General features: G+C 64.1%; 11 protein-coding genes. 4 read left to right on the top strand and 7 right to left on the bottom strand.

Features of this window, described 5'->3' with window-relative positions:
• Window positions 1–26: 26 nt before the first annotated feature.
• The 5 genes from OKW41_RS30970 to OKW41_RS30950 form a co-directional block, all read right to left on the bottom strand.
• The gene (locus OKW41_RS30970) at window positions 27–2,225 is read right to left on the bottom strand and encodes a polysaccharide biosynthesis tyrosine autokinase (protein ID WP_429576509.1); all 2,199 of its coding nucleotides are present in this window, start codon (window positions 2,223–2,225) and stop codon (window positions 27–29) included.
• A 136-nt stretch (window positions 2,226–2,361) separates the two neighbouring features.
• Complete coding sequence (locus OKW41_RS30965; RefSeq protein ID WP_429575013.1) at window positions 2,362–3,567, bottom strand: polysaccharide biosynthesis/export family protein; 1,206 nt, start codon at window positions 3,565–3,567, stop codon at window positions 2,362–2,364.
• Entirely contained in the window at window positions 3,561–4,016 is a 456-nt protein-coding gene (locus OKW41_RS30960) for a low molecular weight phosphotyrosine protein phosphatase (protein ID WP_429449783.1), read from the bottom strand. The genes OKW41_RS30965 and OKW41_RS30960 overlap by 7 nt, the downstream gene beginning before the upstream one ends.
• Before the next feature lie 33 nt (window positions 4,017–4,049).
• The gene (locus OKW41_RS30955) at window positions 4,050–5,495 is read right to left on the bottom strand and encodes a UDP-glucose dehydrogenase family protein (protein ID WP_429575012.1); all 1,446 of its coding nucleotides are present in this window, start codon (window positions 5,493–5,495) and stop codon (window positions 4,050–4,052) included.
• 80 nt (window positions 5,496–5,575) lie between these two features.
• Window positions 5,576–6,973, bottom strand: coding sequence for an undecaprenyl-phosphate glucose phosphotransferase (locus tag OKW41_RS30950; RefSeq protein ID WP_429449780.1), 1,398 nt, complete (start codon window positions 6,971–6,973; stop codon window positions 5,576–5,578).
• A 605-nt stretch (window positions 6,974–7,578) separates the two neighbouring features.
• Between OKW41_RS30950 and OKW41_RS30945 the strand changes: the two genes are divergently transcribed.
• On the top strand, window positions 7,579–9,138 hold the full coding sequence (locus OKW41_RS30945; protein ID WP_429575011.1) for a mannose-1-phosphate guanylyltransferase/mannose-6-phosphate isomerase: 1,560 nt from the start codon (window positions 7,579–7,581) through the stop codon (window positions 9,136–9,138).
• A gap of 69 nt (window positions 9,139–9,207) precedes the next feature.
• On the opposite strand, the gene OKW41_RS30940 is transcribed toward OKW41_RS30945, so the two are convergent.
• Both OKW41_RS30940 and OKW41_RS30935 read right to left on the bottom strand, forming a co-directional pair.
• Window positions 9,208–10,398, bottom strand: a complete 1,191-nt coding sequence (locus OKW41_RS30940) for a transposase (protein ID WP_429449776.1) — start codon at window positions 10,396–10,398, stop codon at window positions 9,208–9,210.
• 580 nt (window positions 10,399–10,978) lie between these two features.
• Window positions 10,979–11,278 (bottom strand): YciI-like protein, encoded by a 300-nt coding sequence (locus OKW41_RS30935; RefSeq protein ID WP_018418036.1) that lies wholly within the window; start codon window positions 11,276–11,278, stop codon window positions 10,979–10,981.
• A gap of 447 nt (window positions 11,279–11,725) precedes the next feature.
• On the opposite strand from OKW41_RS30935, the gene OKW41_RS30930 reads away from it, so the two are divergent.
• The 3 genes from OKW41_RS30930 to OKW41_RS30920 all read left to right on the top strand — a co-directional run bounded on the left by OKW41_RS30930 (window position 11,726) and on the right by OKW41_RS30920 (window position 13,691).
• Entirely contained in the window at window positions 11,726–12,025 is a 300-nt protein-coding gene (locus tag OKW41_RS30930) for a PsiF family protein (RefSeq protein ID WP_429575010.1), read from the top strand.
• Window positions 12,026–12,267: 242 nt separating this feature from the next.
• Window positions 12,268–12,717 carry a hypothetical protein gene (locus OKW41_RS30925; protein ID WP_090804804.1) on the top strand — a complete coding sequence of 150 codons (450 nt, stop codon included), beginning with the start codon at window positions 12,268–12,270 and terminating at the stop codon, window positions 12,715–12,717.
• 386 nt (window positions 12,718–13,103) lie between these two features.
• A complete protein-coding gene (locus tag OKW41_RS30920) occupies window positions 13,104–13,691 on the top strand; it encodes a BPSL1445 family SYLF domain-containing lipoprotein (protein ID WP_429575009.1) in 588 nt (195 codons plus the stop codon).
• Window positions 13,692–13,785 lie beyond the last annotated feature (94 nt).

Raw genomic sequence — 13,785 nt, 5'->3', positions numbered from 1 at the left:
GTCGGTGCTCGAGTGCGGAGCCCGCGTCACGTGCTCAGGTATGCCTGAGTCGCCGCGTAGCCGCGGTCGTAGCCGACCCGCGAGCGCGCCGGCATGCCGTTGAAGATGCCGCCCTGCACGTGTACGCCCGCCGAGCGCAGGCGTTTCAGCGCATCGGCCAGCTCGACCTCGCTGTGCATGCCCGAGCGCATCACGAAGAACGTCGAGCCCGCATACGCGCCGATGATCGACGCATCGGTCACCGCGAGCACCGGCGGCGTGTCGATCAGGATCACGTCGTAGCGCTTCGCGAGGCCGTCGAGATACTGCGGCAGACGCGGCGACATCAGCAGTTCGGACGGATTCGGCGGACGGCGGCCGCACGAAATGAAACTCAGGCCTTCGATGTTCGAACCGCGAATCGCCTCTTCCAGCGAGATCTGGCCGCTCAGCAACTCCGACAGGCCGTTCTCCTGCATGCCGCCGATCTGACGTTCGAGCGCGCCGCGCCGCATGTCGCCGTCGATCAGCAACACGCGCTTGCCCGAATGGGCGAGCAGCATCGCCAGGTTCACGCTGAGGAAGCTCTTGCCGACGCCGGCCATCGGCCCCGTCAGCATCACGATGCGGTTGCGCGCGTCCATCAGCGTGAACTGCATCGCGGTGCGCAGGCTGCGCAGACTTTCGATCGTCACGTCCTTCGGCCGCGCGTTCGCAAGCACTGGACGCAGCCGTTCGCCGCCCCGCGCATAGCTGTTTTCGAGCTGCACCTGCTCGGCGCTTTGCGGCACGAGGCCGAACACCGGCAGATGGAACGCGCGCTCGACGTGATCGGGGTCGTCGATGCCCTTGAACAGATTGCGGCGCAGGAACACGAAACCGGTGCCCGCGATCAGCCCGAGAATCACGGCCGCCGAGATGATCAGCATCTTCTTCGGCTTGACCGGCGCGCCGGGGCGCAGCGCGGCGTCGACGATATGGACGTTGCCACCGGTGCCCGCCTTCTGCACCGACAGCTCCTGCACACGATTGAGCAGCAGCACGTAAATGTCTTCGGCGACCTTCGCGTCGCGCTGCAACTGCACGGCCTTCACTTCGGTGGCCGGCAGATCGCGGAAGCGGTCCGCGTATTTGGTGCGCTGCGCCTGCAATTCGGTCATCTGCTGACGCGCGGCGACGAGCGTCGGATGGTCGTCGCCGTAGCGCTCGGCGAGTTGCGTCATCTGCAGACGCAACGCGGCGATCTGCTGCTCGTATTGCACGCTGCCTTCGAGGTAGACCTTCGCCTCGTCGCTCGCGTTGATCGAGCCGGACTGACGTTGATAAGCGGTCAGCGCGGCCTCCGCGCGTTCGAGATCGGCCTTCAGGCGCGGCTCCTCGCTCCTCAGGAAGTCGAGCATCTTGCTCGCGTCGGCCTGCTTGTTCGACACGTGCTCGCGCAGATACGACTGCGCGAGCGCATTGGCGACGAGCGCCGCATGCTCGGGACTCTTGTCCTCCAGCGAGATCTGGATCACGCCGGTCTGCTTGCCCTGCTCCTGCACCGTGATCGCCGACTGGAACGCGGTGATCGCATCGAGATCGTTCGAGCGCACGATGGTGAACTCCTGCCCGGGGCGCGCGACCAGCGTGTTGACGACCATCGTCACGCCGCCGCCCTGCGCCTGCTGCCCGACCTGGCCGCGCAGCAGCAGCGAGCCGTTCGGCGCGAACAGTTCATAGTGCTGCGCGTCTATCACGCGCAGCAGCAGCTTCTCGCCTTCGAGCGACGGCGTCACGTCGATCGAATCGACGTCGACTTCTTCTCCGCCCCATGCGTAGGACGTGAGCCCCAGCCACGCGCGCGCGGGCTGGCCCGGCGTCGCGAGGCGCGCGGCGATGTTGCCGAGCAGCGGGATCGTCTTCGGCGTAACGCTGAAGTTCAGCTTCAGCTGCTGCACGACCGGCGCGACCACGCCACGGCTCTTGATGATTTCGATCTCGGCGTCGGTCGGCAGCGACGTCGAGCCGCTGGTGATCGCGGCGCCGGTCTGCGTTTGCGTGAGCGCCTGCGACATGCTGTCGGACTGCTCGACGCGCACGTGCGCATCGGCCGAATAAGTCGGCTTGGCGAGGTAGCAGTACGCGACCGCCATCGCGACGATGATCGCGGTGATCGCGAGCAGCCACCAGATGTCGTCGAGGATCACCTGCACCAGTTGTCCGAGGACGACGTCTTCTTCTTCGGTCTTGATCGGACCAGCCATGTGTGGAGAGAGTTGATTGCTCACTGTTCCATCCCGTGTCGTTGGCTTCGGCTTTCGCGTCAGCGGTACTTCTGCTTTCGTTGCGCGTCCCGCACCGCCCGGACAACGGCGGCGCGGGACGTTACAGGCCAAACGTTCAGCGCGTCAGCTGCTTCAGATAGAACAGCGTCTGCACGCTCGGCAGCACCTGCTGCAACACACGGTTGAACGTGGTCGACGCGGCGGTGCCCACGTACACGACGTCGAGCGGTTGCAACTGGAACTGCGAGGACAGCATGATCGAGTCCGGCTGCGTCATGTCGAGGCGGAACACCTCGGGCGTGGTCGGATGCTCGCGCATGCCGCGCATCACGTAGATCTGGCGCGGATTGGCGTCGGTGTTGAGGATGCCGCCCCCTTGCGTGAGCGCGTCGGCGATTGTCATGCGGCCGCGCACGATCGGCACCTGGATCGGCGTCTTCACTTCGCCCATCACGAAGATGCGGCTGTCGGTGCGGTCCGGCACGTTGACCACGTCGCCGTTCTGCAGCATCACGTCCTGCGTGGTATCGCCCTGATCGAGCATGCGATCGGCATTGAGCACATAGAGCTTGTGGCTGCGCGTGAGTCGCACGCGCTGGATGTCGGCGTCCGGGTTCGTGCCGCCCGAGCGCGTGATCGCGTCGACCAGCGTCAGCGGCACGTCGCTGACCGCGAGCGGTCCCGGCTGCTTCACTTCGCCCGTGACCTGCACCTTCTGGCCGCGATACGACAGCACGCGCACGTCGACCTGCGGATTGCGGATATAAGGCACGAGGCGGGAGGCGAGTTGATCGCGCAACTCGGTCGTGGTCTTGCCCGCGGCCTGGATGCGGCCGACGAACGGGAAAAAGATCGTGCCGTCGGCGGCGATGGTCTGGCCGTACGGATCGGCCTGGCCCGGCAGCGCGGCCGTGTACGGCTGCTGCAACGCACCCGCGATCGTCTGCGTGGTATTGCCGCCCGAGGACAAGGTACTGCCCTGCGGCGTGGTCAGCTCGGGGTGATCCCACACGGTGATGCCAAGAATGTCCTGCGGCGCGAGGTGGTACACGTACAGCGACGGATCGGACAGCGCCGACGGCGGCAACGGCTGGGTCTTCGCGGCGGCGGCTTGCGCCTGCGCCATGATCAGGTTCGCGTCGATCAGATGGACCGGATAGGTTTCGCTCGGCGCCTGATCGTTGTCCTTGAGCCGCGACGTGTCGAGGTAATTGCCCGGTGCGGTCGCGCAGGCCGACAGAAAGGACGTCAGCAGAAGTGAGGCGGCGAGCTTCGTGCGCAAGCTCGCGAATGAGTTTTCGATGCGGGGTTTCTTCAGCATATTTTTTTCAGCCATCCCATGACCAGATGTTCGATGAGCACGAGACTCTCCCTGTATTCGTCTTCCTCGCCGCCGTGCGGATCGGCGACGTCCGAATCGGCTTCCCACTTGCCGAGCGGATAGACCTTGCCGCGTGCGGACGGATCGAGCGCTTCGACCTTGCTCACCTGCGCGCGCTCGGTCACCAGCACGAGATCGGCCGCGCGCACGAGCGAGCGCTCGAGGCGCCGCGCGTGGTGAACGCCGGCCGCGACGCCGCGCTCTTCGAGCAGGCGCCGCATCACCGGGTCCATGCCGTGGCCGTTCACCGCACGAATGCCCGCCGAATGAAACGCAATAGGTGCGGCCCCCGAGCGCGGCGCGCGCGCCTGGCTCGCCTTGAACAGCATCTCGGCGGCGGGCGAGCGGCACACGTTGGCGTGGCACACGATCAGAACGTTGTCGAACATGGCGGACTCTCTCGCGCGGCGATCGCGGTGGCCTCAGCGGCCGGAGGCTGCCGTCGCGGCGAGGTCCGCCGCCTGCATCGAACCGTTCGCGCCGACACGCGCCGGCGCGTTGCGCAACGCATGCCGCCGGCCGATCGCGTGATACTCGATGCCGAGTTCGAGCAGCACGTCCGGCTCGTACAGATTGCGGCCATCGAAGATCAGCGGCGTCTTCAGCATGCGCTTCAGCGCATCGAAATCAGGACTCTTGAAGACCTTCCATTCGGTCAGGATCACGAGCGCATCGACGCCGCTCGCCGCTTCCATCTCTTCAGTCACGAACGAAAGTCGCGCATGCTGCTGCGGCACGTCCTTCAGATCGAGCGCGAGCACGCGCTTCGCTTCGTCGATCGAGACCGGGTCGTAGGCCTTCACGCGCGCGCCGCGGCCGAGCAGCCCGGCGATCAGCTCGCGGCTCGGCGCCGCGCGCATGTCGTCGGTGTTCGGCTTGAATGCGAGACCCCAGACGCCGAACGTGCGGTCCGACAGATCCTCGCCGAGACGCGCGACGATCTTCTGCGCGAGGATCTGCTTCTGTGCATCGTTGACCGCTTCCACCGCTTCGAGAATGCGCAGGTTCGCATTGTGGTCGGCCGCGGTGCGGATCAGCGCCTGCACGTCCTTCGGAAAACAGGAGCCGCCATAGCCGCAACCCGCGTAGAGGAAGTCATAGCCGATGCGCGGATCGGAACCGATGCCGCGGCGCACCGCCTCGATATCCGCGCCGACGCGATCGGCCAGATTCGCGAGCTCGTTCATGTACGAGATGCGCGTCGCGAGCATTGCGTTGGCCGCGTACTTGGTGAATTCGGCCGAACGCACGTCCATATACAGCGTGCGCTCGCGATTGCGGTTGAACGGCGCATACAGGCGCTTCATCAGTTCGCGCGCCTTTTCGCCGGGCACGTCCTCGTCGCAGCCGAGCACGATGCGATCGGGCCGCGTGAAGTCTTCGACGGCCGCGCCCTCCTTCAGGAACTCCGGATTCGACACGACCGAGAACATCTGCTCGACGCCGCGCGCGGCCAGCTCGGCGGCAACCACTTCGCGCACGCGCGATGCGGTGCCGACCGGCACCGTCGATTTGTCGACGATCACCTTGAAGCCGGTCATATGGCGGCCGATGTTGCGCGCGGCCGCGAGCACGTATTGCAGATCGGCGGAACCGTCCTCGTCGGCCGGCGTGCCGACCGCGATGAACTGGATATCGCCGTGCGCGACCGCGGCCTCGACGTCGGTGGAGAACGTCAGGCGCTTCGCGCGGCGATTGCGCGCGATGATCTCCTGCAGCCCCGGCTCGTGGATCGGCACGCCGCCGTTGTTGAGCACGTCGATCTTGCGCGCGTCGACGTCGAGACAGAACACGTCGTGGCCGATGTCGGCCAGACACGCGCCGGTCACGAGGCCGACATAGCCGCTACCGATGATCGTCAGATTCATGGATTGCACCTCGGTAAAAAAGTTGATTCAGGAATGCGCTCGCGCGATGCGTGGCATCGGCGCGGCCCGGCGCCCCGCGTTCAATAGGCGTTGCTGCCCGCGAAGCCCTTCCACAGCGTCAGCACGACGATCTTGATGTCGAGCCAGAAGGTCCAGTGCTGCATGTAGTACAGATCGAGCTTTACGCGGCCCATCATCTTTTCGATGCGATCGGTTTCGCCGCGATAACCGTTGATCTGCGCCCAGCCGGTAATGCCCGGCTTGATCCGGTAGCGGTGCATGTAGCCCTTCACCAGATCCTTGTAGATGTCGTCGTGCTCGAGCGCATGCGGACGCGGACCTACCACCGACATCTCGCCGCGCAGCACATTGATGAACTGCGGCAGCTCGTCGAGGCTGGTGCGGCGCAGGAACGCGCCGACCGCGGTGATGCGCGGATCGCGTCGCGTCGCCTGGGTGATCTTGCCGGCCGCTTCCTTGTGGACCTTCATCGAGCGGAACTTTAAGATCTCGAACTCGCGGCCGTCGATGCCCTTGCGCCGCTGGCGGAAAAACACTGGCCCCGGCGAGCTGAGCTTCACCATCAGCGCGATCGCGAGCATCAGCGGCGCGAGCGCGGTCAGCGCGCCCAGCGCGAACACACTGTCGAACACGCGCTTGGGCAGCACGCGCAAATCGGTGATCGGCGAGGCGGCCAGATTGATCGCGGGCACGCCGAGCAGCTCGACCATCGGCTGATTGAACAGCGTCAGGCTGCCGACGTCGGGGATGAAGCGGATGTTCACGAAGTCGTTGCGCAGATCCATCACGAGGCGATGGATCGCCTTCTCCTTCGAGATCGGCAGCGCGAGCCACAACTCGCGGATCGCGCGCTGCCGTACCAGTTCGATCATGCGCTGATAGTCGCGCTCGACCGGCACGCCCGCGACCGCGTGCGCGGCGTCCGGGTCTTCGTAGGGATTGATCGTGCCGTCCTCGTCGAACACGACGACGGGCTTGAAGCCAGCTTCGGGACGGCCGCGCATCTGTTCGATCAGGAAGCGGCCGTACGGCGCGCCGCCGACGATCGCGACCGCGCGCTGATTGAAGCCCTCGCGGCGCAGCCCGCGCAGGATCGAATAGACGATCACCTTCGTGACGACCAGCAGCACGATCGACGCGAGCGCCCAGTAAACGAGCCACAGCCGCGACAGGCTGTCGGCGCGGTGCACGCTGAAGCTGATCAGCACGCCGGTCACTTCGACCATTAGCCAGCCGCCCGTGACGCGCGACAGCAGATCGTAGAGCGGCTTGCCACGCCACGACTGATAGATGCCGAGCGGCGGGAAGAACACCACCACGAGCAGGCAGCCGAACGCAAGCGACACGCTTTGCATATCGTCGAGCCATACCACTCTGCCGCTGTGCACGCCCGCCGCCAGCACCGCGGCGAGCGCGACCATGGCGATGTCGATGATTCTCGCTAGAACGCTCAGCATGCGCCGCCCCTCTGTTCGTCAGTCAAGTGCGATCCGTCGGTTGGTTGAAATGGCTGTTGCATACGCGTTTCATCGTTGGGCTTCTTTATTTCCGATCTGCCTGGCGGCGCGATTGGACTGAATGAGCCTGAATGGCCAGACCGCAAAATCCGAATGCGAATGGGTGAATACCCTTGTTCATACCTCAATAAAGCGGTATTAAAATTCCCACGACAAGACCGCAAAAAATCTCAAATTGTATCGGTCAAAATTTCGGCATTTTTTATGCATTTTGTGCGGCAATTGTTGCCGCAACGCGGCCCAACAGAAGGTTTCGGGCAGCCCATTCGAGCGCTTTTACATAGAAGCTTTCGCTTTGCCAACAGTTCTGGCGCGAAGCTCGGGCCCCACTCGTGCTGTCATTCTTGCGCATCATTAAGCGAAAAAAATGCTTGCTGATTTTTTCAGGTAATTTTTATTTATAAATAAATCGACGGGACATTTTTTGATGAATTTCGAATAAATTCGACGCGCCTTTTATCGGAATTGTATTTAACGCGCTTTTATTGATTCGCGACTTCGTGATAAAACTCCACGCATTCATCCAGCCTCGAGGAGAGTTCACCATGACAGCTCCGGCCCCGGTCACGCCTGCCGGCACCCGGCCCACCCCCGCCCAATCGCCCATGCCCTCAACCGCAACCAGCGTCAAGCTCAAGGTTCATCCCGTGATTCTCGCGGGCGGCTCGGGCACCCGGCTGTGGCCGATGTCGCGCGAGCAGCATCCGAAGCAGTTGATCGGCCTGCTCGGCGAAGAGTCGCTGCTGCAATCGACGACCCGCCGTCTCGATGGGCTTGAAGCCGGTTATCCGCTTGCCGGCCAGCTCGTGGTCGTCGCCAATGAAGAACAGCGCTTCACGACAGCCGAACAATTGCGCACGAGCGCCAAGCCGAGCCGGCTGATACTCGAACCTGTGGGCCGTGACACCGCGCCCGCGTTGACGGTGGCCGCGTTGTCCGTCGCCGCGCAGGATGAAGACGGCATCATGGTCGTGATGCCCGCCGATCACGCGGTCACCGACAGCGCAGGATTTCACGCGGCGGTCGCCGCCGGCGTACAGCATGCGGCCGCTGGCCATATCGTCACCATGGGAATCGTGCCGACGCGTGCCGAAACCGGCTACGGCTATATCCGCATCGGCGCGCCGCTCGGTTCTGACGATGCGCAGACCGCAGCAGCGGCTCGCCCCGTCGCGCATCGCCTCGACCGTTTCGTCGAAAAGCCGCATCTGGAACTCGCGCAGCGCTATGTCGAATCACGCGAATACTGGTGGAACAGCGGTATTTTCATCGTGCGCGCATCGACGTGGCTCAAAGCGATCCGCCATTTTCAGCCGGCCATTTACGAAGCATGCGAATCGGCCTTCGTGGGCAGCACGGCGGACGGCGACTTCTTCCGGCTGCAACGCGATGCGTTCAGCGGCTCGCCGTCGAATTCGATCGACTACGCGGTGATGGAAAAGCTCGGCGCCGATCAGAGCATCGCGTTGGGCGTGGTCGTGCCGCTTACGGCCGGCTGGTCCGACGTCGGTTCGTGGGACGCGATCTGGGAGATCAGCGAGAAGGACCCCGATCGCAACGTGAGCCGCGGCCGCGTGATGTTCGAAGGCGCGAACTCCACCTTCGCGCATTCCGAAGGACGACTGATTGCCTGCGTCGGCACGCAGGATCTCGTCGTCGTCGAGACCGCCGATGCGATTCTGGTCGCCGACAAATCACGCGTGCAGGACGTCAAGAAGATCGTCAACCGGATTCGCGAGGACGGCGGGCTCGAAGCGGCCAATCATCGCAAGGTGCATCGGCCGTGGGGCAACTACGATTCCGTCGACACGGGCGAGCGCTTCCAGGTCAAGCGGATCGTCGTGAAGCCGGGCGCGCGGTTGTCGCTGCAGATGCATCATCATCGCGCGGAGCACTGGATCGTCGTGCGCGGCACCGCGCTTGTCACGCGCGGCGACGAACGCTTTATCGTGTCCGAAAACGAGTCGGCCTATATTCCGCTCGGCGTTAAGCATCGCCTCGAAAACCCGGGCAAGATGCCGCTCGAAATGATCGAGGTGCAGTCGGGTTCGTACCTCGGCGAAGACGATATCGTGCGCTTCGACGATACGTACGGAAGGCAATGAGGCGCGACCGGTCGCAATGACGAAGCGGGAACCTGCGGCGGCGCAAAGCGGCCGCAGGCACCGCCGGGCTCATCCCACGTATGAAATGAGTTCTTTGTAGGTTGCGGAAAAGCGCTCCGCGGTGCCGCTGTCGGTAGTCACCGTGGGCGTGCTTGCCCCGCCCGCGGTCGCGGTGTCCGACGGATAGCGGCGCAGCGGCGCGCGCAATGCATTCAGTGATGGCTTCAGCGGCCCATGCAACGGCGCGCCGTGATTGCCCGGGTGATTCGCGATGCCATTGACCGATGCCGGTTCCGGCGCGTGACGCAGGCCTGACAACGAACGGTCCGCGGACCGCTGCGCAAGGTTCGCCGACGCGGGCGCGGCCGTTGCGTGGACCATCGTCGTGGCCGCCGCGTCGGTCGCGCATTCGCGATCGATCCACTGACGCGCCCATTCGAGCGCGAACTGCTGCGCGTGCCGCGCATCCGCGAAGCGCGGGCCGACGAGGCCAGAGCGCTCGACGCGCTTGCCGTCCCTGATGATCTCCGCCCACCCGCGATACATCGCATTCGGCACTTCCTCGACCACCACGTAGATCAGATAACCGCGCGAATCGGCGACCTGCATGCCGCGCGGGGCAAGGCCCATCGTCAGCGACGGGCGCGGGTCGTCGACCGCGACGGGCTCGACCGCGCCGGATGCGGCCGGTTCGACGCGCATCTCCGCCGCCATCGCGGACGTCGCGACTGCGGACGTCGCGAACGCCGATGTCGCCACCGCGCTCGCCGGCGCAAGCCCCGACAATTGCCGCGTGATGTCGCCGATCGGATCGGCCGTACGCCATTGGCTCAACGCGCTCGCAACGCCGGGCGCCTGCCACGACTCGGGACTCTTCCACGACACGCCGCGCAGATTGTTGTCTTCGCGCGGGCTCGGGGTTTGCGCAACCGGTGCCGCGGGTCTTGCCGTAACGGGCGGCGCCGGTTGGGGAATGTATGCGAACGTGCGCCCGCTCTGCGACAGCAGGCGGACCATCTCCAGCAGTGTGCCGTTCAGTTGCCACTCTTCGAAGCGGCGGCGGCAGGTGGGACCGGACGGATAGCGGCCCGGCAGCTTCGACCACGGCTCGCCGGTGGTCATGATCCACAGCACGGCATTCGTCACGATGCGCGGTTCGGCGCGCGGCCGGCCGCGCCGATTCAGACGGACGGCCGGCTCGTCGGAGACGAGCGGTGCGAGCAGCGCCCATTCGTCGTTGTTTAGCTCATCGAAAAACATTGGATTTTCTCCACGCGGCCTGGCCTGGCCGCGGCGTTGGGCCTGCCACGGATTCTCAGCGTTCACGATCCGTGTGCGGCCCTCGGTTGCACAAATTTGTTTTGTCCGTTCGGCTCGCTGGAGCAGCCCGCCCACACGTGGTGCGGCTCTTCCCTATTACGAAGCACAAAACGCGGTCTCACTCGTGCATGGGAAAATTTGTGCACGAAGCATACCATTCCAATCTTTGCATGAGTACGGTTGAGACAAGTGTTACGGATAGAAACAATCTTGTCGGTTTCGCTGCGTCGATTCTCGTATTGCCGTAACAGAAGCCGCTGCTTATCCGGCATCGGATCTGTCTATTGCAAAGCACAATACCGCATGACCGAACAGAATGGGCTTTAGAAATGCAATTGCCGATCCAGCATGCATTTCTATGCGCTTTGATGGTTGATGTGAACATCGGTTTCGAGCGTCGGCGAAAGGACTGTGACGCGCCCGCGCGGTGACATGGAGGCAACGGGAGGCGCGCACGCGGCCGCCGCGCATGCGCGGAGTTCGAGGTGTGACAGAAGCGACGAAGTCGCTTCGAACGATGTTACGGGCGCACTGGTTTCGATGCGTGCTCGCCGACGACCGTGGTCCATTCGCGCACGCGCCAACGCGTAACCAGTCCGGAGAGTACGTACGGATCGGCGGTAGCAAAGGCCTCCGCCACCGCAGGCGACGCGCCCGTGAAGAGCAGCACCGCACCGTCCGTCGGCTCCGCGAGCGCGCCGGCCAGCAGCAGTTCGCCGCGCTCGGCGGCGGCCCATGCGAGTTTCAGATGCGCGTCGCGATGCTCGCCGCGCCGCTCCAGATAGTCGGGTACCAACTCGTACATCAACAGGTAATGCATGGCGAGTCTCCTCGCGAGGTTGAGGGTTGGCAGGGAGCGGCATGCACCGGAGCGCAGTTGAGGATAACGGCGACTACCGAATTTCATGCCTATTTTCTATTCAGTTGCATTCGCAGCAATATGAAAATTCTCATTGCCTGTTAACCATAGATCAAAATAGCGGAAACCGTAATTTCGTTTCAATAAGCTTGAAATAATCGCCCCGAGCAATCATGCATTGCATGACAAAATTCGCGGTCTCGTTCATTCGATCGTTTCAAACGCCGCAGCGCCAGTTGCGCCACTGCTCAGGGAAAACGAGCGCGGACCGCTGTCAACCGGAATGCATTTTGAGCCGTTCTCGCAGACGGCATTTGCCATAATGGATGCGCCGATGGGCCCATGGATGCCGTCGTCGCCCGCGCGCATGAACGATCAGAAACGTTTTCACCACCGATGGAGTGTCCCATGAAAATCCAATCCGCTATCGCTACGCTGGTGTTGGGCGCGGTACTCGTATCGCCGGCGTTTGCGCAGAACAGCCAGCAAACCAGGATGGCCGACTGCAACAAGCAGGCCGGCGACAAGAAAGGCGACGAGCGCAAGGCGTTCATGCAAACCTGTCTTTCCGCGAAGCCGGCCGCTGCCGCGCCGATGAGCCAGCAGGACAAGATGAAGGTGTGCAACAAGCAGGCGGGCGACAAGAAAGGCGACGACCGCAAGGCCTTCATGAAGACCTGCCTGTCCTCCTCGGCGCCGGCCAACTGAGCGAAAGGCGGAGCCGTCCCTCACGCCGGCGCCCTCCGATCGACGCGGCGCCGGCGCATAGTTGCGCCCACGCGGCGCTCCGATCGCGTCCCCCCTCCCCGCTTCGTCGTCCACCCGCCGCAACGCGCCGTTTTCTTCTATGATGGCTGCGGAGACGGCCCACCCTCACTCATATAGAACCAAACAACTACGCGGGCCGCCATCTTGTCGTTGGTGCTACTGAGCATCGATCGGAGGCAAGGATGGTATCGAAGCACAAAAACCGCTGGTTAAGGCGGTGGTTGCTGGTCATCATATTCTGGGCCGTGCCTGTGGCGATCGTCGCGGTCAACGAGATCCGCGAGGAAATGTCGTACAACGCGGTCGATCTCGACCGCGCGCTCACCACCTGGAATTTCACCCAGGCGCAGCGCGCCGCCGGGGCGCCCGCACATTGCCATGGCAAGCCCGACGAGGCCAAGGCGGCCGGCTGCCCGGCCGACGTGCTGGCCGCCAACGCGCCGCGCCAGCAGGACGCGATCAACGAATACAGCGTGCGCCGCTCGACGCTATTCGCCTATCTGTGGCACGCGTTTGTCGGCTATTGGATGGTGCCGGCGGCTATGCTGTTCGCGATCGGCGCGATCATCGGCATGGTGCGCCGCGCGCTGCGGCGCCCGCCCGCGGTCAAGAGTCCGGCGAATCACGGGTGAGCGGCGGCCGCGCCGCTTGCACTTCGTCGCAATTTGCCGCGCCGAAACAACACACTCATTGCCATGTCGATGGGCCGCCGCGCGACGCGAAAATCGGTAAAAACCGGCGCATCGTGCGCCCGCGCCGAAGCGTCCCCACAATCGCCGCGGCTCGGGCGCTGTTCGGCGTCGCCCCTCGGATCGTCGCTCGATGCGTGCTCGGAAGTCGCGGGCAAGGCCGGTCAAATTTACTGGGAACACGTCTTGCGGTCAGGCTCAAACCCTTGTCCCATAAGGCTTTTCGCGTTGTCACGCAACGCGCCTTTTGCACCAGCCTGTGTTATAACTCAAAGGCAACCAGGCGACACCACCACGGTTGCGCCCCGGATCCATGACGGAGAAAAACGATGCAAAGACGACAGTTCATGTTGAAGACGACCGCTGCGCTTGCTTTCGGAGGCCTTGCACTCGCCGGGTGCACGACGACGGGCAACACGCCGGACAATGCTCATGTCGACGCCTCGAAACGGCAGTCGATCGACGCCAGCGTCGACGGCACGCTGTCCAAGCTGTTCACGACCGTGCCGGGCTCGCGCGAGCTGGTGTCGAAGGCGCGCGGCGTGCTGGTGTTCCCGTCGGTGCTGCAGGCGGGCTTGATCGTCGGCGGCCAGTATGGCGAAGGCGCATTGCGGGTGGGCGGCGCGACGGTCGGCTACTACAGCACCGCGTCGGGCTCGCTCGGCCTGCAGGCGGGCGCGCAGTCGAAGGCGATCATCTTTCTGTTCATGACGCAGGATTCGCTCGATAAATTCCGCAACGCGGACGGCTGGTCGGCCGGCGTCGATGCATCGGTCGCGCTCGTGAAGATCGGCGCGAACGGCGCCGTCGACACGACCACGGCCACCGCGCCGGTGCAGGTTTTCGTGTTGACGAACGCGGGCCTGATGGGCGACGTCTCGCTGCAAGGCACGAAGGTCACGCGGCTGAAGATCTGAGCGCGCTCATCGGCGCGCTTCACTGATCACTTGCGCGCATCGCGGCGAAGGCCGCGCGGAGGACCCTGCGCGGGTCGTCGCGCGGCCTTTTTGT

Origin of the sequence: Paraburkholderia sp. UCT70 (assembly GCF_050434085.1) — a bacterium.
Taxonomy (GTDB): Bacteria; Pseudomonadota; Gammaproteobacteria; order Burkholderiales; family Burkholderiaceae; genus Paraburkholderia; species Paraburkholderia tuberum.
This window is presented reverse-complemented; position numbering and strand designations above follow the sequence as displayed.